The 26276-nt window shown below is 59.6% G+C and carries 26 protein-coding genes and 1 tRNA gene; 19 read left to right on the forward strand and 8 right to left on the reverse strand.

Annotation, left to right across the window (positions count from 1 at the left end; translation table 11 throughout):
- The first annotated feature begins 242 nt into the window (after positions 1–242).
- From N2601_RS06480 to hflX, 5 genes are all read left to right on the forward strand, one after another.
- Positions 243–2516: a sensor histidine kinase NtrY-like gene (locus N2601_RS06480; protein ID WP_104823010.1), complete on the forward strand. Its 2274-nt coding sequence runs from the start codon at positions 243–245 to the stop codon at positions 2514–2516.
- On the forward strand, positions 2506–3870 hold the full coding sequence (ntrX, locus tag N2601_RS06485) for a nitrogen assimilation response regulator NtrX (RefSeq protein WP_104823011.1): 1365 nt from the start codon (positions 2506–2508) through the stop codon (positions 3868–3870). Before N2601_RS06480 ends, ntrX begins: the two co-directional genes overlap by 11 nt.
- Positions 3871–3944: 74 nt before the next feature.
- Complete coding sequence (locus N2601_RS06490) at positions 3945–4808, forward strand: D-amino-acid transaminase (protein WP_104823012.1); 864 nt, start codon at positions 3945–3947, stop codon at positions 4806–4808.
- A gap of 108 nt (positions 4809–4916) precedes the next feature.
- Positions 4917–5159, forward strand: a complete 243-nt coding sequence (gene hfq / locus N2601_RS06495; RefSeq protein WP_007693481.1) for an RNA chaperone Hfq — start codon at positions 4917–4919, stop codon at positions 5157–5159.
- Positions 5160–5207: 48 nt separating this feature from the next.
- Positions 5208–6572, forward strand: coding sequence for a GTPase HflX (gene hflX / locus N2601_RS06500; RefSeq protein WP_199773572.1), 1365 nt, complete (start codon positions 5208–5210; stop codon positions 6570–6572).
- Positions 6573–6678: 106 nt separating this feature from the next.
- On the opposite strand, the gene mazG is transcribed toward hflX, so the two are convergent.
- Both mazG and N2601_RS06510 read right to left on the reverse strand, forming a co-directional pair.
- Positions 6679–7515 (reverse strand): nucleoside triphosphate pyrophosphohydrolase, encoded by an 837-nt coding sequence (gene mazG / locus N2601_RS06505; protein WP_104823014.1) that lies wholly within the window; start codon positions 7513–7515, stop codon positions 6679–6681.
- A gap of 25 nt (positions 7516–7540) precedes the next feature.
- Positions 7541–8128: a deaminase gene (locus N2601_RS06510; RefSeq protein WP_104823015.1), complete on the reverse strand. Its 588-nt coding sequence runs from the start codon at positions 8126–8128 to the stop codon at positions 7541–7543.
- A 294-nt stretch (positions 8129–8422) separates the two neighbouring features.
- On the opposite strand from N2601_RS06510, the gene cysG reads away from it, so the two are divergent.
- From cysG to N2601_RS06535, 5 genes are all read left to right on the forward strand, one after another.
- Entirely contained in the window at positions 8423–9859 is a 1437-nt protein-coding gene (gene cysG, locus N2601_RS06515; protein WP_104823016.1) for a siroheme synthase CysG, read from the forward strand.
- A 3-nt stretch (positions 9860–9862) separates the two neighbouring features.
- Positions 9863–10177 (forward strand): DUF2849 domain-containing protein, encoded by a 315-nt coding sequence (locus N2601_RS06520; protein WP_104823017.1) that lies wholly within the window; start codon positions 9863–9865, stop codon positions 10175–10177.
- A 7-nt stretch (positions 10178–10184) separates the two neighbouring features.
- On the forward strand, positions 10185–11858 hold the full coding sequence (locus N2601_RS06525) for a nitrite/sulfite reductase (protein WP_104823018.1): 1674 nt from the start codon (positions 10185–10187) through the stop codon (positions 11856–11858).
- A 10-nt stretch (positions 11859–11868) separates the two neighbouring features.
- Positions 11869–12381, forward strand: a complete 513-nt coding sequence (locus N2601_RS06530; RefSeq protein ID WP_104823019.1) for a DUF934 domain-containing protein — start codon at positions 11869–11871, stop codon at positions 12379–12381.
- Positions 12382–12611: 230 nt separating this feature from the next.
- Positions 12612–13424, forward strand: coding sequence for a ferredoxin--NADP reductase (locus N2601_RS06535; protein WP_104823020.1), 813 nt, complete (start codon positions 12612–12614; stop codon positions 13422–13424).
- Positions 13425–13551: 127 nt separating this feature from the next.
- On the opposite strand, the gene N2601_RS06540 is transcribed toward N2601_RS06535, so the two are convergent.
- The 4 genes from N2601_RS06540 to N2601_RS06555 all read right to left on the reverse strand — a co-directional run bounded on the left by N2601_RS06540 (position 13552) and on the right by N2601_RS06555 (position 15431).
- Positions 13552–14166, reverse strand: a complete 615-nt coding sequence (locus tag N2601_RS06540; RefSeq protein ID WP_104823021.1) for a GntR family transcriptional regulator — start codon at positions 14164–14166, stop codon at positions 13552–13554.
- Between the two features lie 285 nt (positions 14167–14451).
- A complete protein-coding gene (locus N2601_RS06545) occupies positions 14452–14658 on the reverse strand; it encodes a hypothetical protein (protein ID WP_104823022.1) in 207 nt (68 codons plus the stop codon).
- A gap of 172 nt (positions 14659–14830) precedes the next feature.
- Complete coding sequence (locus tag N2601_RS06550; RefSeq protein ID WP_104823023.1) at positions 14831–15088, reverse strand: GlsB/YeaQ/YmgE family stress response membrane protein; 258 nt, start codon at positions 15086–15088, stop codon at positions 14831–14833.
- Positions 15089–15224: 136 nt separating this feature from the next.
- A complete protein-coding gene (locus N2601_RS06555; protein ID WP_158704449.1) occupies positions 15225–15431 on the reverse strand; it encodes a hypothetical protein in 207 nt (68 codons plus the stop codon).
- A gap of 462 nt (positions 15432–15893) precedes the next feature.
- On the opposite strand from N2601_RS06555, the gene N2601_RS06560 reads away from it, so the two are divergent.
- Positions 15894–15969: transfer RNA gene (locus N2601_RS06560), tRNA-Lys, on the forward strand.
- 94 nt (positions 15970–16063) lie between these two features.
- Here the strand turns inward: N2601_RS06560 and N2601_RS06565 are convergent.
- The gene (locus N2601_RS06565) at positions 16064–16297 is read right to left on the reverse strand and encodes a helix-turn-helix domain-containing protein (RefSeq protein WP_104823026.1); all 234 of its coding nucleotides are present in this window, start codon (positions 16295–16297) and stop codon (positions 16064–16066) included.
- A 285-nt stretch (positions 16298–16582) separates the two neighbouring features.
- On the opposite strand from N2601_RS06565, the gene N2601_RS06570 reads away from it, so the two are divergent.
- Entirely contained in the window at positions 16583–17335 is a 753-nt protein-coding gene (locus N2601_RS06570) for a cytochrome c biogenesis CcdA family protein (protein WP_104823027.1), read from the forward strand.
- Between the two features lie 46 nt (positions 17336–17381).
- Positions 17382–18344: an AEC family transporter gene (locus N2601_RS06575; RefSeq protein ID WP_104823028.1), complete on the forward strand. Its 963-nt coding sequence runs from the start codon at positions 17382–17384 to the stop codon at positions 18342–18344.
- Here N2601_RS06575 and N2601_RS06580 read toward each other — a convergent pair.
- A complete protein-coding gene (locus N2601_RS06580) occupies positions 18321–19523 on the reverse strand; it encodes a UbiH/UbiF family hydroxylase (protein ID WP_104823029.1) in 1203 nt (400 codons plus the stop codon). The genes N2601_RS06575 and N2601_RS06580 overlap by 24 nt on opposite strands.
- Positions 19524–19736: 213 nt before the next feature.
- Between N2601_RS06580 and pcsA the strand changes: the two genes are divergently transcribed.
- From pcsA to N2601_RS06610, 6 genes are read left to right on the forward strand one after another with little or no spacing between them, the layout of a single operon-like run.
- Positions 19737–20462, forward strand: coding sequence for a phosphatidylcholine synthase (gene pcsA, locus N2601_RS06585; RefSeq protein WP_104823030.1), 726 nt, complete (start codon positions 19737–19739; stop codon positions 20460–20462).
- Positions 20463–20474: 12 nt separating this feature from the next.
- A complete protein-coding gene (locus N2601_RS06590) occupies positions 20475–21458 on the forward strand; it encodes a quinone oxidoreductase family protein (protein WP_104823031.1) in 984 nt (327 codons plus the stop codon).
- 40 nt (positions 21459–21498) lie between these two features.
- A complete protein-coding gene (locus N2601_RS06595; protein ID WP_104823032.1) occupies positions 21499–23073 on the forward strand; it encodes an ABC transporter ATP-binding protein in 1575 nt (524 codons plus the stop codon).
- Positions 23063–24148: an ABC transporter permease gene (locus tag N2601_RS06600; RefSeq protein ID WP_104823033.1), complete on the forward strand. Its 1086-nt coding sequence runs from the start codon at positions 23063–23065 to the stop codon at positions 24146–24148. The genes N2601_RS06595 and N2601_RS06600 overlap by 11 nt, the downstream gene beginning before the upstream one ends.
- Before the next feature lie 2 nt (positions 24149–24150).
- Complete coding sequence (locus N2601_RS06605) at positions 24151–25071, forward strand: ABC transporter permease (RefSeq protein WP_104823034.1); 921 nt, start codon at positions 24151–24153, stop codon at positions 25069–25071.
- Positions 25072–25120: 49 nt separating this feature from the next.
- Complete coding sequence (locus N2601_RS06610) at positions 25121–26197, forward strand: BMP family ABC transporter substrate-binding protein (RefSeq protein WP_260303857.1); 1077 nt, start codon at positions 25121–25123, stop codon at positions 26195–26197.
- The last annotated feature ends 79 nt before the right edge of the window (positions 26198–26276 follow it).

The raw sequence follows: 26276 nt of genomic DNA on the forward strand, positions 1-26276 counted from the left end.
AAGGTCACGCAGCCGGTTCACTGTTTTTATGGTAATGATTCGTCGGGTGTGTTCCCACGCAAGGGGAAATTGTTCAGCAGTTTCAGTTCATTGTTCCAATGATTTGAAGCGGAGGTTTTGCGTCGAGCGCGAGGCCGGATGACGGTTCCCACCTTTGCCTGTCACTCCTGCTGCTGCCAAAACGGTGCTGATGCAATTTTGGCCAAGGCGCCGACCGCCGCCTGGGCCCGGAGACGATGGGAATGAAGCAGGACGCGGTGTCGCCGCAAGCGAGCGACGAGGCGGTCGTCAAAGTGACGGACCGTCGAGCATCCTTCGCCCTCCCTGGCCTGATCTTGGCCGGCGGCGCGCTTTTGTGCGCGATTGCGACGCTTCTGATGCTTCTGGGGCTGACACCGATTGCCCCTACATCCTCTGTCGTCTTCACCTCCGTTGTGATCAACGGCCTGTTCGTTCTGGGGCTGATCGCCCTGATCGCACGCGAAGTTGCGCGCCTTGTGAAAGCGCGCAGTCGCGGCCGCGCGGCGGCGCGTCTGCATATCCGCATCGTCGTTCTCTTTTCCATCGTTGCGATCACCCCGGCGATCCTCGTGGCCATTGTCGCCAGCTTGACGCTGAATGTCGGCCTAGACCGCTGGTTTGCGCTGCGCACGCAGCAGATCATCAGTTCCTCGCAGAATGTCGCCCAAGCCTACCTGATGGAGAACGCCAGCTACCTGCAGGGCCAGACCGTTTCCATGGCGAACGATCTGGAGCGCAATCGCACGCTCTACAGCCTCGACCGCACCGGTTTTGCCGATCTGATGACCCGCCAGGCCAAGGGCCGCGGTTTGCTGGGCGCGTTTCTGGTGCGCCGTGACGGCAGCGCGATCGTTCAGGCCGACATCAAGACTGAGCGTCCGCTGCCGGCCATTCCGAAGGATGCGCTCGACGCCTCCGCGGACGGCCAGCCGACGCTCATACCGCCCGGAGTGACCAACCTCGTCGGCGCCATCCTCAAACTGGACGAGATTCCCGGCTCCTTCCTCTATACCGTCCGGGCCGTCGATCCGCGCGTCATGAACGCGATGCGCATGGTCGAAGACAACACGGCCGAATACAAGGCGATGGAAGCAGGACGCATGTCCCTGCAGATCGCCTTTGCCGTGCTCTATATCGGCTTTGCGCTGATCGTGCTTCTGGCGGCGATCTGGACCGCGATCGCGGTTGCCGACCGCATCGTTCGGCCGATCCGGCTTTTGATCAGTGCAGCCGACAATGTCGCCTCCGGCAACATGAATGTGCTGGTGCCGGTGCGCGCGGCCGATGGCGACGTCGGCAGCCTGTCGCGCACCTTCAACAAGATGATCGCGGAGATACGCACCCAACGCGACGAGATTCTTGAAGCCAAGGACGAGGTGGATGACCGCCGCCGCTTCATCGAAGCGGTGCTCTCCGGCGTCACTGCGGCCGTGATCGGCGTCGAACACGACCGGCGCATCACCATTGCCAACACATCTGCCGAAGAGCTGCTGACCCTGAAGAGCGATGAGCTTGTCGGCAAGAACCTGGCGGAGATAGCCCCTGAGGTCGAGCAGGTGGTGACGGAAGCGACGACCCGGCATCGCAATGATTTCCGCAAGCAGATCAGCCTGGTGCGCGGCGGTACGGTGCGGACGCTGAGCGTCCAGGTGACGCGCGAGGAGTCGCGCGACGCGAATGAATCCTACGTCATCACGCTCGACGACATCACCGATCTGGTCATCGCCCAGCGCTCGACCGCTTGGGCCGATGTCGCCCGCCGTATCGCGCATGAGATCAAGAACCCGCTGACGCCGATCCAGCTTTCCGCCGAGCGCATCCGCCGCCGCTTCGGCAAGAATATCGCCGAGGCCGATCGCCCGGTCTTTGATCAATGTACCGACACGATCATCCGCCAGGTGGGCGATATCGGTCGCATGGTCGATGAATTCTCGTCATTTGCCCGCATGCCGAAACCGACGATGGAACCGAGCGATCTGCGCGACATCCTGCGCGACGCGGTGTTCCTGCGCGAAATGGGAAACAATCACGTCAAGTTCGAGCGCGAACTCGGGGACGAGCGACTGGAAGGCATGTTTGACACGCGCATGCTGGGTCAGGCTTTCGGCAATCTCATAAAGAACGCCGTCGAGGCGATCGAGGGCGTGCCGAGCGGCGAGACCCGCGAGGAGCCTAAGGTCCTTGTACGTTCATCCCTGGATGCTGAGCGCGATCGCTTTACGGTCGACGTCATCGACAATGGCCGCGGCCTGCCGGTCGAGAATCGGCACAGCATTCTCGAACCTTACATGACGATGCGCGAGAAGGGGACGGGCCTCGGTCTCGCGATCGTCAAGAAGATCATTGAAGACCATGGCGGGCAGCTCGAATTGCATGATGCTCCCGCCGATTTCGACCAGGGCAGGGGTGCCATGATCCGCGTGCATTTGCCGCGTCGTGAGCAGGCCGCCGTCGCCCAGACAGCAAGTGACAAGGAAAGCGTATATGGCATCTGATATTCTCGTGGTGGATGATGAGGAAGATATCCGCGAAATCGTTTCGGGAATTCTTTCAGATGAGGGGCATGAGACTCGCACTGCGTTTGATAGTGACAGCGCTTTGGCGGCGATCTCCGACCGCGCGCCGCGGCTGATCTTCCTCGATATCTGGATGCAGGGCAGCAAGCTCGACGGACTGTCGCTGCTGGATGAGATCAAGACACGGCATCCGGAGCTGCCTGTCGTGATGATCTCCGGCCACGGCAACATCGAAACCGCCGTCTCCGCCATCAAGCGCGGCGCCTTCGATTTCATCGAGAAGCCGTTCAAGGCAGACCGGCTGATCCTGATCGCCGAACGGGCGCTGGAAAATTCCAAGCTGAAGCGCGAGGTCTCGGAGCTCAAGCGCCGCACCGGTGATGCCGTCGAGCTGATCGGCACGTCGGTTGCCGTTTCGCAGCTTCGCCAGACCATCGACAAGGTCTCTCCCACCAATAGCCGCGTGATGATCTTCGGCCCCTCCGGTTCCGGCAAGGAGCTGGTGGCCCGTATGATTCACAAGAAGTCGTCGCGCGCCAATGGTCCTTTCGTCGCCTTGAATGCCGCAACGATCACGCCCGAACGCATGGAGATCGCCCTGTTCGGGACCGAGGGTTCGCCCGGCCAGCCACGCAAGATCGGCGCGCTGGAAGAGGCGCATCGGGGCATCCTCTATCTCGACGAAGTCGGCGAGATGCCGCGCGAGACGCAGAACAAGATCCTGCGCGTGCTGGTCGATCAGCAATTCGAGCGCGTCGGCGGCTCGAAGCGGGTGAAGGTCGATGTGCGCATCATATCGTCGACGGCCTACAATCTGGAAAGCCGGATTGCCGAAAGCCTGTTCCGCGAAGATCTCTACCATCGCCTGGCCGTGGTGCCGGTGCGGGTGCCTGCTCTCGCCGAGCGGCGCGAGGATATTCCATTCCTCGTCGATCAGTTGATGCGGCAGATTTCCGAGCAGGCCGGCATCCGCTCGCGCCGGATCGGCGACGACGCCATGGCGGTGCTGCAGGCGCATGATTGGCCGGGCAATATTCGCCAGCTTCGCAACAATATCGAACGCCTGATGATCCTGGCGCGCACCGATGGCCCGGATACGCCGATTACGGCGGAGATGTTGCCGACCGATCTTGGCGACATGCTGCCGAAGGTCTCCGCCAAGAACGACTATCACATCATGACGTTGCCGCTGCGTGAAGCGCGTGAAATGTTCGAGCGCGACTATCTGATTGCCCAGATCAACCGCTTCGGCGGCAATATTTCGCGCACGGCCGAGTTCGTCGGCATGGAGCGCTCCGCGCTGCATCGCAAGCTGAAGTCGCTCGGCGTCTGAAATCATTTGCGCGGCGGTGACGACCTGCCGCGCAACTCCTTCATGTCCTTATAAAACTCTGCTCAGGGTCCGCCATGCCGAGAATAGCTTATGTGAACGGCCGTTACGTCAAGCACAGCGACGCGATGGTCCATGTGGAGGATCGCGGTTATCAATTCGCCGACGGCGTCTACGAGGTTTGCGAGGTCCGTCACAGCCTGATCGTCGATCTGACCCGGCATCTCGACCGTCTCAACCGCTCCCTCGGCGAGCTGCGCATCGCCTGGCCGATGAGCCGCGCGGTGCTGATCCATGTGATTCGCGAGACTCTGCGCCGCAATCATGTCCGCAACGGCCTTTTCTATCTGCAGGTTACGCGCGGTGTTGCCCGGCGGGATCATGTTTTCCCGGCCCCAGGGACGCCGTCCTCGATCGTCGTCACCGCCAAGAGCACCGATCCGTCCATCATCGCCAAGAAAAATGCCAATGGCATCAAGGCGATTACCGTGCGCGACAACCGTTGGGATCGGGTCGACATCAAGTCGGTCGGGCTTCTGTCGAACGCGCTGGCTCGCCAGCAGGCCAAGGAAGCCGGCGCGCAGGAAGCCATCTATATCGACCACAACGGCATGGTGAAGGAGGGGGCAGCGACCAACGTCTGGATCGTCGATTCCGATGGCAACCTGGTCACGCGTCCGGCCGAGCACGGCATTCTGCGCGGCATCACGCGCACGACGCTGATCGACGTTGCCGCGAAATTGGAGCTTCCCATCGTCGAGCGGTTTTTCTCCGTCGAGGAGATGATGGCGGCGCGCGAAGTGTTCATCACGGCGGCCACAAGCATTTGTTTTCCGGTGGTCGCCATCGATGGCGAGACGATCGCCAACGGTCATCCGGGAACCGTTTCGCAGAAAATCCGCGAAGCCTTTTTCGACGTTGCGGAAAAGACTGCGATTTGATACCAACATTCGCTGGAGAGGGGAGAATGAGGGTATCTCCTGTCCGGGGTCTCAGTATATCTTGATATTTCACCGGCTTAGGCCGGCAAAAAAGAAAGAAGCGGCGCGATGGCGGAACGTTCTCAGAACTTGCAGGACCTATTTCTCAATACTGTTCGCAAGCAAAAGATTTCACTCACAATCTTTTTGATCAATGGCGTAAAGCTCACGGGCGTTGTTACGTCTTTTGACAATTTCTGCGTCCTGCTGCGCCGAGACGGCCATTCTCAGCTCGTCTACAAGCATGCGATCTCGACGATCATGCCTGGCCAACCGATGCAGATGTTCGAGAGCGAAGAAGTCGCATCCTAACTAGGATTTGCCGTTATCACGACACGCGATACGAAAAACGATTCCATCATCCCGGAAACAGCAAAGCATCGGGATGATACGCATGCTGTCGTCATTGTGCCTGTCCTGAAGCAGGCGCGCGCATCGCGCACCGCGCAGGCAGATGGTGCGACGACGACTACACGTTCCCCCGAAAGCCGGCTCGAAGAAGCCAAGGGTCTGGCGCTTGCCATCGACCTGGACGTCGTCAATGGCTCGATCGTGCCGATCAGCGATCCGCGTCCAGCGACGCTTCTCGGCACAGGCAAGATCGAGGAAATCCGCGCGCTGCTCGATGAATTTAACGCCGGCCTGGTGATCGTCGATCATCCGCTGACGCCGGTACAGCAGCGCAACCTCGAGAAGGAATGGAACGCCAAGGTCATCGACCGCACGGGTCTCATTCTCGAAATCTTCGGCCGCCGCGCCTCCACCAAGGAAGGCACGCTGCAGGTCGATCTCGCACATTTGAATTACCAAAAAGGCCGGCTGGTTCGAAGCTGGACCCACCTTGAGCGCCAGCGCGGCGGTGCGGGCTTCATGGGCGGCCCCGGTGAAACCCAGATCGAGGCCGACCGGCGCATGCTGCAGGAGCGGATCATCCGGCTCGAGCGCGAACTGGAACAAGTGGTGCGCACCCGTCAGCTTCACCGTGCCAAGCGCAAGAAGGTGCCGCACCCGATCGTGGCATTGGTGGGCTATACCAATGCCGGCAAATCGACGCTGTTCAACCGAATTACCGGCGCCGGCGTCCTGGCCGAGGACATGCTGTTTGCGACGCTCGATCCGACGCTTCGGCGCATGAAGCTGCCGCATGGCCGCACCGTGATCCTCTCCGATACCGTCGGCTTCATTTCCGACCTGCCGACCCATCTGGTGGCCGCTTTTCGCGCTACGCTGGAAGAAGTCCTGGAAGCCGACTTGATCCTGCATGTGCGCGATCTTTCGGATGACGACAACCCAGCGCAGAGCGCCGATGTCATGCGCATCCTCGGCGATCTCGGCATTGGCGAGGCGGAAGGGGCGGAGCGCATCCTCGAGGTCTGGAACAAGATTGATCGACTGGAGCCGGAGGCGCACGATGCCATCGTCCAGAAGGCATCAACCGCCGAAAACGTGATCGCGGTCTCGGCAAGGAGCGGTGAGGGCGTCGATCGCCTGATGAACGAAATCAGCCGCCGGCTTTCCGGTGTCCTGACCGAGACGACGATCACGCTGCCCGTCGACAAGCTGGCATTGTTGCCCTGGCTTTACAATCACGCCATCGTCGATAACCGGGAAGACAACGAGGACGGCACGATCACGTTGGATCTGCGCTTGACTGAGACGGAAGCCGCGGAGCTGGAACGGCGCATGGGCAACGGCCCGAAGCCGCAGCGTGAGGATTGGGAATAGGCGTCCTCGAGCGGTTCAGCTTTTCACGGAATGGCAGAACCGCTCTATCCTTTTGTTTTTTCGCAATTCCGGACGGAAAACCGCTTCGCACTTTTCCTGGATTGCTCTACTCGGCGAGCTGACGCTCGATCGCCTTCGCCGCCTGCCAGATATCTTCCATCCGTTCCAGAGAAGCGCCGTCCAGGGTTTCCCCTTCGGCGGCAAGTGTCGTTTCGATGTGATTGAAACGGCGGCGGAACTTCGTGTTGGTGCCGCGCAATGACTGCTCCGGGTCTGCCTTCACATGCCGCCCGATGTTGACGACGGCGAAGATCAGGTCGCCCAGTTCGTCGCCGACCTTGGCCTTGTCGCCGCTCGCAAGCGCCACCCGCAATTCATCGATCTCCTCCTCGATCTTGTCGAGGATCGGCTCGGGTGCTGACCAGTCGAATCCGACTTTGGCGGCGCGTTCCTGCAATTTCAGGGCCTCGGTCAAAGCGGGGAATGTGCGCTGCACCGAGCCGAGGAAACCGGTTTTGAAATCTTCGGCAATACCCCGCCGCGCCCGCCGCCCGGCGCGCTCGCGCTTCTCTTCCGCCTTGATCTCCTCCCATTGCAGCTTCACAGCGTCGGGCGTGTCGGCGCCGGAGACGGCAAAGACATGCGGATGCCGGCGGATCATCTTGCGGGTAATGGCTTCCACCACATCGCCAAAGGAGAACTCGCCCGCTTCCTCGGCCATGCGAGCGTGGAAAACGACCTGCAGCAGGAGATCGCCGAGCTCCTCGCAAAGATCGTCCATATCCCTGCGTTCGATCGCATCGGAAACCTCGTAGGCTTCCTCGATCGTATAGGGCTTGATGGTCTCGAAGGTCTGGACAATGTCCCAGGGGCAACCGGTCTCGGGATTGCGCAGCGCCGCCATGATTTCGATCAGGCGGGATATGTCTCTCGATGCTTGCATCGGGGCCTCTATAGTCTTGTCTATCTCAGTTCAGTGGAATGTCATTGTCGCTCTTGGTCGCCTGATAGCTATCAGAGAGCGCGTTATAGGCGGCCTTGATGCGCGCCGTCTGTTCCTTGAGTGCCGCCTTCAGCGGGTCCGCCTCGGTTTCGACGAGATCGGCGACGGCAAAGCTGTTCCAGAAGGCGTTCTGCCGGCGATAGTCGCCCGGTTCCAGTCCGAAGACTTCTTTCAGGATCTTCAGGTCATGCGGGATCGCGAAGGCGTCGCGGGAATCCTCATGGCTGAAGAAGTAATAGAAATTATCGAAACCGGCCCAGGTGATTGCCGACATGCACATGCTGCAAGGTTCGTGCGTAGAGAGGAAGATCAGCTCCTTGGTCGCAGGCTTCTCGCCGAGTTCGTAGAAGCGCTTCAACGCATGCACTTCGCCATGCCAAAGCGGATTTTCGAGTTCGTTGTTCGTTTCGGCAATGACCAGCGACAGGTCGGATTTGCGCAGGATCGCGGCGCCAAACACCTTGTTTCCGGCGGCAACGCCCCTTTGCGTCAATGGCAGGATATCGTGTTCCATCACATCGAGGAGGCGAGGGGCGATGGTGTTGGCGGACAAGCGGCACACTCCGAAACTTTTTCCCTATCTTAACGGCATCGTCGGCCCTGCGGAATGCGCAAATGACGTATGGACTCCATTTGCCACAGGCAATAGGAATATCCGTGATAGCAAGAAGTCCTAAAAGTCTATGGATTTCCTGTATTTATGCTATTCTGACTGACTGGTGAGTTTTGCTCAAATCGGACAGATGTCGAGCAAAAGAATACGGACTCGGCGGAGCATTAGAATTTCTGTTTCTTCAATCTCCTGGCCGGTAAGGTGATATTCGGGCAATCTCGAAGTGGAATGATAATGCCTCCCAGGACTCAACAGCTTTCGGTGTTTCCCGCCTTCTTTCGCGTGGAAGGAAGGATCGCGGCTGTCTTCGGCAATGGTGATGAAGCCTTTGCCAAGACGCGGTTGCTGATGAACACGCAGGCGAAGATCGTCGCCTATACGCAGACGCCGGAGGCCGATTATCACTCCTTCCTGATTGCCAACCGCATCGAGACGGTGCGTGCAGCCTTTTCGCCGGATCAGGTCCAGGGCGCTGCCCTCGTGTTCGCCGCCACTGGCGATGCCGAAGCCGATCGCGCTATTGTTGATGCCGCCCGCGCCGAAAGAATTCCGGCGAACGCCGTCGATCAGCCGGACTATTGCGATTTTTACACCCCGGCGCTGGTCAATCGTGCCCCTGTGGCCGTTGCGATCGGTACCGAAGGCGCCGGCCCCGTGCTGGCGCAGATGATCCGCGCGCAGATCGATCAGATACTCTCGCCCTCGCTCGGCAAGCTCGCTGAACTGGCGACGAGCTATCGCAAATCCGTCGATCGTCTCGTGCCGCGCGGCGTCGCTCGCCGCGTCTTCTGGCGCCGCTTTTTTTCCGGTCCGGTTGCTGACGCCGTCAGTGCGGGCCATTTGCTGCAGGCGGAACGCGCTGCGGACAGCTTGCTGTGCTCGATGCATAAGGTCGAGGGCCATGTGTGGCTGGTCGGTGCCGGTCCTGGCGCGGAAGATCTGCTGACCCTGCGCGCCCAGCGCGTGATGATGGAAGCTGATGTCATCGTCTATGACGCGCTCGTCCCGCAGGCCATTGTTGATATGGGCCGCCGGGACGCTGAGCGTCTTTCCGTCGGCAAGCGCAAGGGCTGCCATACCAAATCCCAGGAAGAGATCAACGATCTGCTGGTGCAGCTTGGCCGCGACGGCAAGCGCGTTGTGCGGCTGAAATCCGGCGATCCGCTGGTCTATGGCCGGGCGGGCGAAGAGATGGCTGCCCTGCGTGCCGCTGGCGTTACCTATGAGATCGTTCCGGGCATCACCTCGGCCTTTGCTGCGGCTGCCGATTTCGAGCTGCCGTTGACATTGCGCGGCGTTGCTTCATCGCTGGTCTTCACCACTGGTCACGACCTGACCGGCGACGTTCTGCCGGATTGGGCAAGCCTTGCCGTATCCGGCGCGACCATCGCCGTCTATATGGGCCGTACGGTGGCCGCATCCGTTGCTGGCCGCCTGATGGACGCCGGGCTTCCGCCTGAGACGACTGTTGCCGTCATCGAGAACGCCAGCCGCCGCGACCGGCGCCTGATGCACGGCACATTGAAAGATTTGCCGGACCTGGAGCATCGCGATGAGCTGAGCGGTCCGGTCATGGTTATCATAGGCGATGCCGTCGCCGGCGCCAATTTCGAACAGTCCGAGCCGCTGGTCCGTCAGGAGACCGCTGCTCAAGAATTTGCAAGGAGCTGATCCATGGTCGACAAGGTTCTGACCGCAAACCGGCTGACCGACGGCATTGCCGTCTGGTGGAATGCCAATGGTGAGTGGGCAACCTCGCTGCAAGGGGCGCTGGTCGCTCGTCATGCCGAGGCGGAAGCCGCGCTCGAGGCGATCGGCAAGCAGGCCTATGCCGACAACAAGGTTGTCGATGTTGCTCTGATCGAGATCCAGGAAACCGGCGGCAAGCTCTGGCCGCTGCGCCTGCGCGAGCGCATTCGCGCCGAAGGTCCCACTATGGAATACGCGCCGGGCTATGCCGCGGCCGATCCGGAATTCATTGCAGTCTGAGGAAATCATGTATCGTTACGACGAATTTGACCACGCCTTTGTTGCGGAACGGGTTGCACAGTTCCGCGATCAGGTGCAGCGGCGCCTTTCGGGTGAACTCTCGGAAGATGCGTTCAAGCCGCTGCGGCTGATGAATGGCGTCTATCTGCAGCTCCATGCTTACATGCTGCGCATCGCCGTTCCTTATGGCACGTTGAGCTCACGCCAGATGCGTATGCTCGCCCATATCGGGCGCACCTATGACCGCGGTTATGGCCATTTCACCACCCGCCAGAATCTGCAGTTCAACTGGCCGAAGCTGTCCGATATACCCGATGTGCTTGCCGACCTCGCTTCCGTCGAGATGCACGCCATCCAGACGTCGGGCAATTGCATTCGCAATGTCACAGCCGACCATTTTGCCGGTGCTGCCGCTGACGAAGTCGCCGACCCGCGTCCCTATGCGGAAATCCTGCGGCAGTGGTCCTCGGTCCACCCGGAGTTCTCCTTCTTGCCGCGCAAGTTCAAGATCGCCGTCACCGGCGCCGAGCGCGACCGCGCCGCCATCCAGGTGCACGACATCGGCCTGCATCTGAAGAAGAACGACAAGGGCGAAATCGGCTTTGCCGTCTACGTCGGTGGCGGGCAGGGCCGTACGCCGATGGTCGCCAAGCTGATCCGCGACTTCCTGCCGGAAGAAGACCTGCTGTCCTACACGACCGCCATCGTGCGCGTGTACAATCTGCACGGCCGCCGCGACAACAAATACAAGGCCCGCATCAAGATCCTCGTGCACGAAACCGGGGCTGAGGAATTGACCCGCCAGGTCGAGGCCGAGTTTGTGAAGCTGAAGGACACCGAACTGAAGCTTCCCGAAGCGGACGTTCAGGCGATCGCTACCTATTTCGCGCCGCCGGCTCTGCCCGAGCGTGCCGAAGGCTGGGAAAACCTTGCCCGCTGGAAAAAAGCCGATCCGGATTTTGCCCGCTGGGTGCAGCAGAATGTGCAGCCGCACAAGAACCCCGATTATGGCATGGTGACGATCTCGCTGAAGCCGATCGGCGGTATTCCGGGCGATGCTTCGGATGCGCAGATGGACGTGGTCGCCGATATCGCCGAAGAATATGCTTTCGACGAAATCCGCGTCAGCCATGAGCAGAATCTGATCCTGCCGCATGTGGCGCTGGCCGATCTCGAGGCCGTCTATCGCGGTCTGGTCGCCGCCGGTCTCGAAACGGCTAATGCCGGCCTGATCACGGATATTATCGCCTGTCCGGGGCTGGACTATTGCGCTCTCGCCAATGCCCGTTCGATCCCGGTTGCGCAGGAAATTTCCAAGCGCTTCGGTTCGGCCGAGCGTCAGGCCGAAATCGGTGAGCTGAAGATCAAGATTTCTGGCTGCATCAACGCCTGCGGTCACCACCATGTCGGCCATATCGGCCTGCTCGGCGTCGAGAAGAAGGGTGCGGAACTCTATCAGATCACGCTTGGCGGTTCCGGCGACGAACATACCTCGATCGGTGAGATCATCGGCCGCGGCTTTGAGCCGGACAAGGTGACCGACGCGATCGAGACAATCGTCGATACTTATCTCGGCCTGCGCTTGGAACCCTCCGAAACCTTCCTCGCCGCCTACCGCCGCGTCGGACCGCAGCCTTTCAAGGACGCGCTCTACGGCTCGGCTGCGGCTGAAGCGGCGTAAGGAGATGGCCATGACGAAGATTTGGCGGGAAACCGGTTTTGTCGCAAACGATCTCTGGATCATCGAGACCGATGAGCCGAAGGCGACCGAAGAGCAGAAGCCTCTGCTTGGCCTCGATGCCTTGATTGCCAAGGCCGAGGAAAGCAACGATGTCGGCCTTGGCGTATTGATCAAGCCGGCTGACGATGTGACGCGGCTGGAGCCCTATCTCTCCCGCCTGGAGATCGTCGCCGTAGCGTTTCCGGCTTTCAACGATGGCCGCGCCTTCAGCCATGCTTCGCTGCTGCGTCAGCGCCTTGGTTATGCCAATGAGCTGCGTGCGGTCGGCGATGTGCTGATCGACCAGATTCCGTTGATGCTGCGTGTCGGTATCGACAGTTTTGCGGTTACCAACGAGACGGCGCTGAAGAGGCTTTCGGAGCAGCGCCTTCCGGGCATTCCGCATCACTATCAGCCGACCGCCCGGCAAGCCGAAGATGGCCAAGCCTTTAGTTGGCGCCGTAAGGCGGCTAAAACGGCCTAATTCGGCTTCTAGCCCAGGGATGCCGGCAATGCGAAATACATCGGATTGCCGCATTCTTGGTATATACGGCTCACATGATGCGTGAATCCTGACCGGAACACGCATATTTTATGCCGGCGCCGTGGGATGGAATAGAATGCCTTTAAATCGGGGCTATATTATAATATCAGCCTCGCAAAACGCAGCCTGCCAAGAATGACGTGTACGACGAATACGGGATCCGATACCGAATGAACGCCCCTGCCAAGACCGAAGAGTTTGTTTCCGCAGTGCCCGCCGGCGTCTTTGCCGAGAAGGTACTGAGCGTGACACATTATACCGACCGGCTCTTTCGCTTTACGATGACCCGGCCGCAGGGCTTCCGCTTCCGCTCGGGCGAATTTGCGATGATTGGCCTCATGGTCGACGGCAAGCCGCTTTATCGCGCCTATTCGATCGCGAGCCCCGCCTGGGCCGACGAGCTTGAATTCTTCTCGATCAAGGTTCCGGACGGTCCGCTGACCTCGCATCTGCAGAACATCAAGCCGGGCGACGAGGTGCTGATGCGCAAGAAGCCGACGGGTACGCTGGTGCTCGACGCGCTGACGCCTGGCAGAAGGCTCTATATGTTCTCGACCGGCACCGGCATCGCGCCCTTCGCCAGCCTGATCCGCGACCCTGAGACCTACGAGAAGTTCGAGGAAGTGATCCTCACCCATACGACCCGTGATGTCGCCGAGCTGAAATACGGCTTCGACCTCGTCGAGGAAATTCGCAACGATGAAATCCTGAGTGAAGTCGTCGGCGACAAGCTGCGCCATTATGCGACCGTCACCCGCGAAGAGTTTCCCTTCAAGGGCCGCATTACCGATCTCATCGAAAACGGCAAGCTCTTCACCGATCTCGGCGTCCCCGCATTGGATCCTGCCATCGACCGCGGCATGATCTGCGGCTCCTCGGCGATGCTGAAGGATACCAAGGATCTGCTTGAGAAGGCAGGTCTTAGCGAGGGCGCCAACAGCAAGCCGGCCGAATTCGTCATCGAACGCGCCTTCGTCGGCTAAGGCCGTTTTCCATCCGGGATTGCAAAAAAGATAAAGCGGTTCTGCGTTCCCATGAAAGGCTGAACCACTCTCTGAACCTTCGGATATCGGAATAGGCAAGGCGGTCTCGACAGCGAGGCCGCCTTTTTCATCTGTCGCTGAGATAATCGATCAGAGCCGCCATCGTCTTGCGGGCATCTTCGCTGTTGCCCCCATGGATCGCCCTGATGACGCTGACATGCAATGCGATCGAGCGGTCCATGCCGTCAGGCGTCGCGGTCGAATACCAGAGCCGACGTGAATGGGTCTGCACTGGCCCAAGTGCGGCCGTGATGAAGCCGTTCGGACAGGCATCCTCGAGAATTTCATCAAACGTCTTGTCGGCGGCAAAGAAGCCCGGCAGATCGCGCGTTGCGGCGCACTCGGTCATCAGCCGGGCGCATTCGAGCAGTTGTTCCCGCTGTTCCTCAGTGGCATGGCTGGCGACCAGCGACGCGGCGATCGGTTCGAGTTCGCGCCTGACCTGCATGACATGCATATGGTCTGCCAGCCGAATCTCCGCGATCTGCAATCCCACGCGCGGCCGTACATGGATCAGCCCTTGCCATGCCAGCTTCTGGATTGCCTCGCGCACCGGCGTGCGCCCATGGCCGGCCAATTCGATCAGTTGCTTTTCCGTGACCAGTGCACCCGGTTTCAGCGCCAGCGTAACGATCCGATGCTCGAGGGCGAGATAGGCGCGGTGGCTTTGCGAATTCTGCATTCCCGGATGATTCCATTGATACATCAAAAGTTGGCATGTCGTTGCCGCGATGGCAAGCGACTGTGATATATCAGGCAAGGGCGATGCAGGCGTAGCCTATTTGCACTCCGGTCGAACGATCGTGCTCACGTGGAATGCCTGCTGCAGTCGGGCGAACTCGCAGCAAAGTCTTTCCCGTATCGGGAAGGTGCTGGCGAGCGGACCTGTCGAAGTTCTGATTTGGTGGAGTCAACCGGTCAAAGGGCCGGGCGAGAGAGCCCGGCATTCTCTAGCCGTGATAGGGGATCAATAGCCGATTGCGGAAGAAAGGCTGGGCGGCTTCCGCTTGGCAGCCATCAGCAAATCCAGTTCCGTAGCAGATGGTCCGAACTTGTCGAAGAGCCGCTTGGCTTCCTTGTCATCGAGGCGATACTTTCGTGCGAATTCGGCGATGCTGTAGGGGCGACCGCGTATTACCTTCCGGCCCGGCGTCTGATTGGCGCTTTGGGTCATGCTTCCAACCTCCTCTTCCGTCTACCAACAAAAGCTAGGGCTGCGGGCGAGGTTGAAAAGGGTTGTGAAAGCCAAAATGTCACATAAATACAATAAAAAAGGGAAGGCGAGATATCCCCGTCTTCCCCTTGACTATCTCTGTCCTGACGGATTTTGCTCGCTGAGCGGGCGCCTATCGTCTGATCAACCGACCGACGAAAATCAGGATGCAGGCGCCGATGAAGCCGGTGATCAGATAGTTGATCCATGCGTTGAACGGCAATGCGATGTGCAGAATCCCCAGGAGCCAGCTAGCAACAATCGCCCCGACAATGCCGAGGATGATGTTCATGATAAGACCCATGTTGCTTTCCATGAGCTTTTCGGCGAGCCAGCCTGCGAAGCCGCCAATGATGATTGCTGCGATCCAACCGACGTGTGCGTCTTCCATAGAAATCCTCCTGAGGGAATCGGCGGGTTGCCAATAAATTTCGATATACACCAAAAGCGATTCGGGCCGCAAACAATTGCGTCTGGGTTGCGATCAGAGCCGCTGGCGTGCAGATCCCGATTATTAAGGAAGAATGTTACCGTTGTTCCGGCGTGGCGAAGCAAGCTCTGAGATCGGCAAGCTGTTTTCTCAGCTCCTCGGCGACTTCATCGGTCGTGTCGATGAACCGGTTGTTTTCGACGGCGTGTACACGAATGCGGCCCTGCTTCAGACAATGCAGATGGAAACGCAAAAATTGCTCCTGTGCCTTGCACCATTTATCGAGTTCGGATTTCTGCTTCATTGGCGTCCCCGACCCAGTGCCGGCCTCAACCTGATTCTGAACTGATGTCTCAAGAATTCAGGCGTCAAGCATTCAAAAAATCATCCTATCATACCGTGGTAACATTCTGAGGCAGTGATTGCCGAGTCAGTCATTTGAATGAGAAAAGCGTAGTTGCCACTCTAAAGGTGTGCGGCAAATCTCCCGAAAAGGCAGGTATAACCTATAAGATAATCCTTAAATTGAGGAATTCTGCGGTTTCCTATCATCAAAACGACCAATCCTTGCTTTTTTCGCGAAGAAAGACGCGGCTTCCTATGCTGATCTTCCCGATTTGCGCATCGACACAGGCAGCTTTCACCACTTCGACATGCGGAAAAGCGTTGTACGTCGTCGTAACCGCGATTTTATGGGTTGACCGCAATAGGGCGTCTGCATATGTTCCGCGCACTTCCAGCCGGGGTGCAATCATCCGCGGACGGGGAGAGCGTAGCTCAGCCGGTAGAGCAACTGACTTTTAATCAGTAGGTCATGGGTTCGAATCCCATCGCTCTCACCAAAAACTCAGTAAAATTAGCAGCTTAAGGTGTGGGCACGGCGGGATATATGATTCGCTGCACCGAAGAATCACGACTTGGTCCGTGGCCGGCTTATTATCCGGCGGATGCGCGCTCTACATAACGCATGATTCTGGTTACGGTCGATCGACTGACGCCAGCCTCGCGGGCGATGCAATCCATCGACTTTCCTTCGGCTTTTAGCCGCAACACGCACTCGGCTTTATGCCTCATCGCACCGGCAGACGAATCGTGTACCGGAATCATGCCAAGGGAACCGCTATTTTCGATCCCTAAGGCTTCGAAATGCTGCATATCAACAGACGCCATAACACGCTCCTCGCAGTCGTGGGACGATTAGGAACAATGGTGCCCATGTCGAGCGAGGTAAATTCGGATATTAGCAGTATGTGAAAAAGGCACTAATTGGTGAACTGCTTCCGCCATCCGTATATGCCGCTGCACAGTGCCATGGTTCAGGCGGGATCCTCCTGGCCGATTTTTCATCCAAGGATCAATGAAATGGCATCGCTCGCGCGCCCCTCGAAAAGGTGATTGGCCTTCCGGCTCCAGCAACGCTAGTAAGACGGCTGAATGACATAGCCGGAGTCTATCGTGTCGCTTGCCGATATCTCGCTTCTGAGCGCCTTGCTCGCCGGAGCCCTTTCGTTTCTTTCGCCCTGCGTGCTGCCGCTGGTGCCGCCTTATCTCTGCTATATGGCCGGCATTTCCGTCGAGCAATTTCGCGGTGGCGGAGCGGCCGTCGCGGCCGGGCCAGGCGTTCGCGGCAATGTCCTGTTTTCGGCGCTGTTCTTCACGCTTGGCTTTGCGACCGTGTTCATTGCGCTTGGCGCTGGCGCGTCCTCGATCGGCATTCTGCTGCGCCAGCATCTCGATATCCTAGCGAAAATAGGCGGCCTGATCATCGTCGTCATGGGCCTGAATTTCCTCGGCGTTTTCCGGCTCGGCATTCTCGCCCGCGAGGCGCGTTTCCAGGGCGGCGGCAAACCGGCGACGCTGACAGGCGCCTATATCATGGGTCTTGCCTTCGCCTTCGGCTGGACGCCCTGCATCGGTCCGGTGCTGGGCGCGATTCTCGGCGTTGCGGCTTCGCGTGAGACGATCGGCGCGGGCGCGGGGCTGCTCGCCATCTATTCGCTCGGCCTTGCTATCCCCTTCTGGATCGCTGCCGGTTTTTCCGGTGCCTTCATGACCTTCCTTGTTCGCTTCCGCCGCCATCTCGGCACGGTGGAGAAGGTCATGGGCGGGCTTCTGGTGCTCACCGGTCTGGCGTTCATATTCGGTTATGTCAGCGACATGGCGATCTGGTTTCAGCAGACCTTTCCAATCCTGACGCAAATCGGCTAAGCAACTCCAGTCTCCCTTTCCAATCACCCAAAATGGGATATGCCCGATGGCTGACATTGTCGGTCTGTTGCTGCCGTTCTTCGGCCTGATCGTAATCGGTTACATCGCCGCGCGCATCACCAGACAGCCGGCGGAAGCACTTGGCTGGCTCAATACCTTCATCATCTATGCGGCGCTGCCAGCCCTGTTTTTCAAGCTCGTCTCGCAAACGCCGATCGAACAATTGACGCGCGCCGATTTCATCATCACCGATCTGGCCGCGACCTATCTGATCTTCCTGCTGCTGTTCCTGGCCGGATGCTTTCTGCGCCGCAATTCGCTGGCCGACAGCACGATCCAGGCTTTCGCCGGCGCCTACGGCAACATCGGCTATATGGGGCCGGGTCTGGCGCTGCTGGCGCTCGGCGAAAAGGCCGCCGTTCCTGTCGCCCTGATTGTCTGCTTTGAAAATGCGCTGCATTTCATCGTCGCGCCGGCGCTGATGGCGATCGAGGGCGGCGACAAGCGATCGTCCGGACGGCTTGTCGCCGACATTGCCAGAAGAGTGCTGCTGCACCCCTTCATTGTGTCGACCGCGCTCGGCTTCGTCGCCGCTGCTTTTTCGGTCGGCCAGCCGGTCGCCTTCCAACACTTTGTCGACTATCTGGCGCAGGCCGCCGCACCCTGCGCATTGTTCGCCATGGGCGTGACGTTGGCGCTGCGGCCGCTGAAGCGTGTCCCGACCGAGATCGGCTATATCGTTCCGGCCAAACTCATTCTGCATCCGCTGGTCGTTTATGTCGCGCTGCAGGCAGTCGGCGGCTTCGATCCGATCTGGATCGAATCAGCGGTATTGCTCGCCGCCCTGCCAACGGCGACGAATGTATTCGTCATCGGCCAACAATATGGCGTCTGGCAGGAGCGGGCCTCCGCGACGATCCTCATCACCACCGCTTGTTCAGTCGCGACGGTCTCGCTGGTGCTTTATTTGATCAAGTCCGGTGCCCTACCGGCGCAGCTTTTCCCGTAACATCGACGGAAAACCGCGTAAGCCGCCGCCCGGCTCGATGCCTTCACGCATGACGATGTTGCGCAGTGGCGGAATGGCCGAAAGGACGTGCAGCCCCGCGGCTCGCAGCATCTGAACGGGGAGAAAATCCGAAAGCAGAGAGCGGTTCAAGAGATCGACGCTCGCTGTGCGGCTAATGATATCGACGCGGCGACGGCGGTCGAAACTGCCGCCGGCGGATGCTGAAATCGGCTGTCCGGTGGGGCTTGCCAGAATTTCGACGAGCGTCAGTATATCGCGCAGGCTGAGGTTCAGCCCCTGGGCGCCGATCGGTGGGAAAACATGCGCGGCCTCACCGATCAGCGCGGTGCGGCCCTTGCCGAAGCGATAGGCCGTCATGCCGGAGAGCGGCCAAACCTGCACGCTGTCCTCGACCGTAACCTTGCCGAGCATCGATTGCATGCGGTCCTCGATCAGGCGGCCGAGATCTTCCAGCGATTTTTCGGCATTGGCAGCGGCTTCCGCCGGCTTTTGTACCCAGACGAGGCTGGAGCGATTGCCGGGCAGGGGGACCTGGGTGAACGGCCCGCTTTCTGTGTGGAACTCCGTCGAGATGTTCTGATGCGGCAGCGAATGCGCAAAGTTCAGCACCATGGCCGATTGCGGGTAGGACCAGGTCTTGACCTTGATCCCGACCGTTTCCCGCACCATCGAATTGCGCCCATCCGCACCGACGACAAAGGCAGTGTCGAGCGTTTCGCCGTCTTCGAGGGTGACGGTGACGCCATCGTCGCGGACAGTGACCTCGGAGGCCGCCATTTCGATAAGCGTGATATTGCCCTCCGCTTTTACGGCTTCGCTGAGGGCGCTGAGCAGTGCGGCGTTCGGTATATTATAGCCGAAGGCGTCGAGGCCGATTTCAGAGGCGCGAAAGGCGACGGTCGGCGCACGCAGCAGCCGCGTCGTGCCGTCGATGATCTGCATGGTGGTCAGGGGGGCGGTCGAAGGCGCAATCCTGTCCCACAGCGCCAGCCGCTCCAGGAAGCGAATCGATTGGTCCATCAGCGCCGTGGTCCGCCGGTCGGCCTTGTTATGCGGCTGGGCTATGAGGGCAATGGCTCGCCCACCGCGCGCCAAGGCTATCGCCGCGATCATGCCCGCCAGACCGCCGCCGATGACGGCCACTTCAACCTGCTTCATATCGATGCCTCAATTATCTTTCTTTCTGAAAATAGACGCTTAGCCTGTTGAAATCCATGGGATGAAACATCGCAGCGGGTGAAAATGACAAGAACTCGCGCTAGCCTGTGGTACATGGACGCTTTTGCGCTGGCAGCGCCGCGTAAAGGGTGCATATTAGCAAGAAAAATCGCCTGCCGGGGCAGGTAGATAAGCAGGCGAGTAACGGGGCGGATGAAAATCTTCAATTATAAGCGGGTGCCTTACGCGGAAATCCGTGCCTTTTCCGTACATATATTGACGGCATCCGGCTCGTTCCTTGCCTTTCTCGGCGTTGTCGCGGCGGCGGAACATCGCTTTGTCGATATGTTCTGGTGGCTCGGTCTGGCTCTGCTTGTCGATGGCATCGATGGACCGATCGCCCGCAAGGTCAGCGTCAAGGAAGTGTTGCCGAACTGGTCCGGCGATACGCTGGATAACATCATCGACTACGTGACCTATGTGCTTCTGCCCGCTTTCGCGCTTTACGAAAAAGGCATGATCGGCGAGCCCTGGTCCTTCGTCGCTGCGGGGATGATCGTCGTCTCCAGCGCCATTTATTATGCCGATATGGGCATGAAGACGGAGGAATATTTCTTCTCCGGTTTCCCGGTCGTCTGGAACATGGTGGTCTTCACGCTCTTCGTCATCGACGCTAGCGCAACAACCGCCATGGTCCTCGTGGGCGTCTCCGTCGTCCTGACCTTCCTGCCGATCAATTTCTTGCATCCGGTGCGCGTCAGGCGGCTGCGGCCGCTCAATCTTGGTATATTCCTGCTTTGGTCCGCCCTCGGAATCTATTCATTGCTGATGCATTTCGTCATGCCGCAATGGGCTGTTGTCTTGTTTATCGTCAGCGGCATCTATCTTTATTGCATCGGCGCCGTGCTGCAGTTTTTCCCGTCCCTCGGGCGTCAATGAGGATTGCGCATCATGAAGAAGACTAAGGCCATTCGCATCCACGAAAATGGCGGTCCTGATGTCATGAAGTTCGAGGAGGTCGATCTGCCGTCTCCGGGCGCCGGCGAGGTGCAGATCCGTCACGCTGCGATCGGCCTTAATTTCATAGACGTCTATTTCCGTTCGGGCCTTTACAAGGCACCCTATTTTCCTCTGCCGCTCGGCAAGGAAGCCGCGGGCACGATCACGGAAGTCGGGCCGGGCGTGACCGATTTCGCCGTCGGCGATCGTGTCGCCTATGTCGGCAGCGACGGCGCCTATAGCATCGAGCGCAACATAGAAACCCGCCATCTGGTCAAGGTGCCTGACGATATCCCACTCGAAACCGCGGCATCGATGATGCTGAAGGGGATGACGGCCGAATACCTCTTGAACCGCACCTTCAAGGTCGGCCCCGGAACGACGCTGCTGTTTCATGCCGCAGCAGGTGGCGTCGGCTTGATCGCCGGCCAATGGGCCAAGGCTCTCGGAGCCGGCACCGTCATCGGCACTGCCGGTTCTGCGGAAAAGGTCGAACTGGCATTGGCGCACGGCTATGACCACGTCATCGATTACAGTAAGGAGAGCTTTGCCGATCGTGTCCGCGAGATTACCGGCGGCAAGGGCGTCGACGTCGTTTACGACTCGGTCGGCAAGGACACGTTCCCACATTCGCTCGATTGCCTGAAGCCGCGCGGCATGTGGGTGACCTTCGGTCAATCGTCCGGCCCGATCGAGAACTTCAATCTCGCCATCCTCAATCAGAAGGGTTCGCTTTTCGCCACGCGGCCAAGCCTTTTCGCCTATGTCGCAACGCCTGAGGAGCTGAGAGCCAGCGCGAAAGCATTATTTGCTGTTGTGCAAAGCAGCAAAGTGCGTATCAATGTGAACCAGACCTATCCGTTGAGCGATGCGGGGCGCGCGCACACGGATCTGGAAACAAGAAAAACGAGTGGAACTACGCTGCTGATCCCATAGATCCGAAAGGGCAGGACAGTGGGAAGGAAATGAGGGGAACGTGTCGTCATTCGATGTGCCGGCAACCGGTGCGTTATTGTCGGTTCGCAAACTGACTAAGCTGTTCGGTAGCTTTGCTGCCTGCAATGGAATTGATCTGGAAATTCAGCCCGGCGAGATTCACGCTCTGCTCGGTGAGAACGGCGCAGGCAAATCCACTCTGGTGAAGATGCTGTTCGGCGTTTTGGAGCCGACCGAGGGCGAAATCGCCTGGCAAAACCAACTCGTCTCGATTGGCTCGCCGGGCGAAGCACGCAAGCTTGGCATCGGCATGGTGTTTCAGCATTTCTCCTTGTTTGAGGCGCTGACGGTCGCTGAGAATATCGCCCTTTCCCTTGATGACAGCATTCCGATCGGCAAGATCGCTGAGGAGGCTGCCAGCCTGTCGCAAGCCTATGGCCTGCCGCTGGATCCCCATGCTCATGTCGCTGACCTTTCCGTCGGCGAGCGCCAGCGTATCGAAATCGTCCGTGCGCTGCTGCAGAATCCGAAGCTGATCATCCTCGATGAGCCGACCTCGGTGCTGACACCGCAGGAAGCCGACCGCCTGTTCGAAACGCTCTTCCGGCTCCGGGACGAAGGCCGTTCGGTGCTCTATATCAGCCACCGCCTGGAGGAGGTGCAACGCATCTGCTCCCGCGCTACGGTGCTGCGCCATGGCAAGGTAACCGGTGCCTGTGACCCACGGCAGGAAACGCCCGGCTCGCTCGCCCGCATGATGGTCGGCAGCGATGTTGCCAGCGTGCAGCATGAAGGCCTTGGCAAGAAGGGCGATATCCAGCTCGAGGTCGCCGGTCTCTCTGTGCCCGCGCGCGCGCCCTTTGCCATGTCGCTGAAGAATGTTTCGCTCCGCGTACGCGCGGGCGAGATTCTGGCGATCGCCGGCGTTGCCGGCAACGGGCAGGGGGAGTTGTTCGATGTCGTTTCCGGCGAACATACCGTGCCTTCAGACGATTTGATCCTGGTGCGTGGCCAGGCGGTCGGCACCAAGGGTATCAATACGCGCCGCCTGCTGGGTGCCGGTTTCGTGCCGGAAGAGCGGCATGGCCATGCGGCGGTGTCGGGGCTGAAGCTTTCAGACAATCTCGTGCTGGCCCGCAGCAAATCGGACCGCCGGGCCTTCCTCGGCGGTGGTTTCCTGAAGGTGATCCGTCGGGGCGCGGTCAAACAGGCGACCAAGCGCATTTCCGAAGCCATGGACGTGCGCAAAAGCGGCGAGGACCCGACTGCGGGCTCGCTCTCTGGCGGTAACCTGCAAAAGTTCATCGTCGGTCGTGAGCTGGACCGGCAGCCGACGGTGCTGGTGGTCAATCAGCCGACCTGGGGTGTCGACGCGGGTGCCGCAAGCCATATTCGTCAGGCGCTGGTCGATCTTGCCCGCAACGGCTCGGCCGTGCTGGTCATCAGCCAGGATCTCGACGAAATATTCGAGGTGGCCACCGATATTGCCGTCATTTCGGAAGGACGGCTGTCGCCGGCTTATCCGGCGGGCGAGCTGACACGGGAAAAGATCGGTCTCCTAATGGGCGGCCTGCATGAATCAAAGACGCATCCGGAGCCCATGCATGCGCATTGAACTTGAAAGGCGCCCGCAGGCTTCGAAACTGTTCGGCTTCCTGTCGCCGCTGCTCGCCCTCGCGCTGGCGCTGATTGCCGGTACCATTATGTTCGCCGTCCTCGGCAAGGACCCGGTGGAAGCGCTGGACGCTTTCTTCGTCGAGCCTCTGCTGGAAGTCTGGTCGCTGCACGAACTGGCGATCAAGGCGGGGCCGCTGATCCTGATCGCGGTCGGCCTTTGCGTCTGCTATCGGTCCAACAACTGGAACATCGGCGCCGAAGGCCAATTTACCATCGGTGCGGTCGCCGGCTCCTACATTCCGATTGTCTTCACCGATTGGCATTCGCCGATGGTCCTGCCACTGATGCTGATCGCCGGCGCTGTCGGCGGGGCGCTCTATGCCGCCATTCCGGCGTTGTTGAAGGCGCATTTCAACACCAATGAGATCCTGACGAGCTTGATGCTCGTTTATATCGGGCAGCTCTACCTGGATTGGCTCTCACGCGGCCCTTGGCGCGATCCGCAGGGCCATAATTTCCCGCAGAGTATCGATTTTCCGCCGGAGGCGGTGCTGCCGGCGATCTGGGCGGACTCCGGTCGGGCGCATTGGGGGATCGTCTTTGCCATCGTCGCGGCGATCCTTGCCTGGTTCATGATGAAATACACGCTGAAGGGCTTTGAGATAACCGTTCTTGGCCAATCGGAACGAGCAGGCCGCTTCGCCGGCTTTTCCTCCAAGAAAATGGTCTGGTTCGGCTTCCTCTTCTCCGGCGCGCTGGCAGGCCTTGCCGGCATTTCCGAGGTTGCGGGTTCGATCGGCCATCTGCAGCCGGCAATATCGCCGGGCTACGGCTTTACCGCCATCATCGTTGCTTTCCTGGCGCGTCTCAATCCGCTCGGCGCGATCCTTTCCGGCTTCGTGCTGGCGCTGACCTATCTTGGCGGCGAGGCGGCGCAATTATCGCCCGGCATCTCCGCCAAGGCGGCGAGCGTCTTCCAGGGGTTGTTGCTTTTCTTCGTGCTCTCCTGCGATACGCTGATCAACTATAAGATCCGGCTGGTCTGGTCGCGGGTTCGGGGAGGTGCGGCATGAGTATGAGTGTCTTTGAAGCGATCCTCCTCACCATCATCACGGCCTCGACGCCGCTTGTTATCGCCGGCCTCGGCGAACTTGTGGTGGAACGCTCCGGTGTGCTCAATCTTGGCGTCGAAGGCATGATGATCATCGGTGCTGTCGCCGCCTTCGTCGGCGCACAGGTGAGCGGATCGCCCTATGTGGGCCTCATCGCCGGCATTGCCGGCGGCGCGCTATTTTCGCTGTTGTTCGGCTTCCTGACGCTGACGCTGGTGACCAATCAGGTGGCGACGGGTCTGGCGCTGACCATCCTTGGCCTCGGTCTCTCCGGCATGATCGGGGAAGGTTATGTCAGTGTGCCCGGAGTGCAGTTGCGGGAAATCGTCTTCCCGGTCTTGTCCGATATTCCGCTCGTCGGGCCGGTGCTGTTCAAGCAGGATCTGACTTTCTATCTGTCGATCGCGCTGCTCATCGGGGTCAACTGGTCCCTCTTCCGCAGCCGCAGTGGCCTGAAGCTGCGCGCCATCGGCGACAGTCATGGCTCGGCACATGCCCTCGGCATCGACGTCATCCGCACGCGCTATCTCGCCGTCATGTTCGGCGGCGCCTGCGCCGGGCTCGCTGGTGCACAGTTGTCCCTGGTCTACACGCCGCAATGGGTCGAGAACATGTCGGCCGGCCGCGGCTGGGTGACACTGGCCCTTGTTGTCTTCGCGTCGTGGCGGCCGATGCGCGTCCTGGCCGGCGGCTATCTCTTCGGCGCAGTGACGATCCTGCAGTTTCATGCGCAGGGCTTCGGCGTCGGCATTCCCTCACAGTTTCTGTCGATGCTACCCTACGCATCGACTATTGTGGTTCTCATCATCATCTCTCAAAATCGTCGGGCGACATTGATCAACACGCCAGCGTCGCTTGGCAAGGCCTTCGTTCCGGAGCGCTAAGAACAACAACCGGACGGATTTCGTAAATATCAAACCAGCAGGGGTAACCATGAAAAAACTAGCACTCGCACTCGCCACCACGGCCGCTGCCATTGTCGGCTTCGGCGCTGCGGCCGAAGCGGCTCCGACCAAGGTCTGCTTTGTCTATGTCGGCTCGCATACGGACGGCGGTTATTCGCAGGCGCACGATCTCGGCCGTCAGCAGGTCCAGAAGGAGTTTGGCAACAAGATCGATACGCCTTATCTCGAAAACGTACCGGAAGGCCCGGACGCCGAACGCGCCATCGAGCGACTCGCCCGCTCCGGCTGCTCGCTGATCTTCTCCACATCGTTCGGCTTCATGGACGCGACCGTCAAGGTCGCCGCGAAGTTCCCGAAGGTTAAGTTCGAGCATGCGACCGGCTTCAAGAGCGGCCCGAATCTCGCCACCTACAACTCGCGCTTCTATGAAGGCCGCTACATCCTGGGTCAGATCGCTGCCAAGACGTCGAAGAATCACGGTGCCGCCTACATCGCTTCCTTCCCGATCCCGGAAGTGGTGATGGGCATCAACTCCTTCGAGCAGGGCGCGCGCTCGGTCGATCCGAGCTTCAAGCTCAAGGTCGTCTGGGTCAACACCTGGTTCGATCCCGGCAAGGAAGCCGACGCTGCCAAGGCCATGGTTGACCAAGGCGTCGATATCTTGACGCAGCACACCGATACGACGGCACCGATGCAGGTGGCTGAAGAGCGCGGCATCCATGCCTTCGGTCAGGCGTCCGACATGATCGCCTCCGGCCCGAAGGCGCAGTTGACGGCCGTCGTCGACACCTGGGGCAACTACTACTCCAAACGCGTCCATGCGCTGCTTGACGGCACCTGGAAGGCCGAACAGAGCTGGGATGGCCTGAAGGACGGCATTCTGAAGATGGCGCCGTACACCAACATGCCCGACGACGTGAAGAAGATGGCTGAAGAGACCGAAGCCAAGATCAAGTCCGGCGAACTCGCGCCCTTTACCGGCCCGATCAACAAGCAGGACGGTACGCCCTGGCTGAAGGCCGGCGAGAAAGCCGATGACGGTACTCTGCTCGGCATGAACTTCTATATCGAAGGCGTCGACGACAAGCTGCCGGCTTCAAAATAAGAAAATCAGGCGGAAAACGCTTGAGTTGAAAAGGGCGTCCAAGGGACGCCCTTTTTTGTTGCAGTGCGTCATAGAATCC

The organism is Rhizobium sp. CB3060, assembly GCF_025200735.1.
Lineage (GTDB): Bacteria > Pseudomonadota > Alphaproteobacteria > Rhizobiales > Rhizobiaceae > Rhizobium.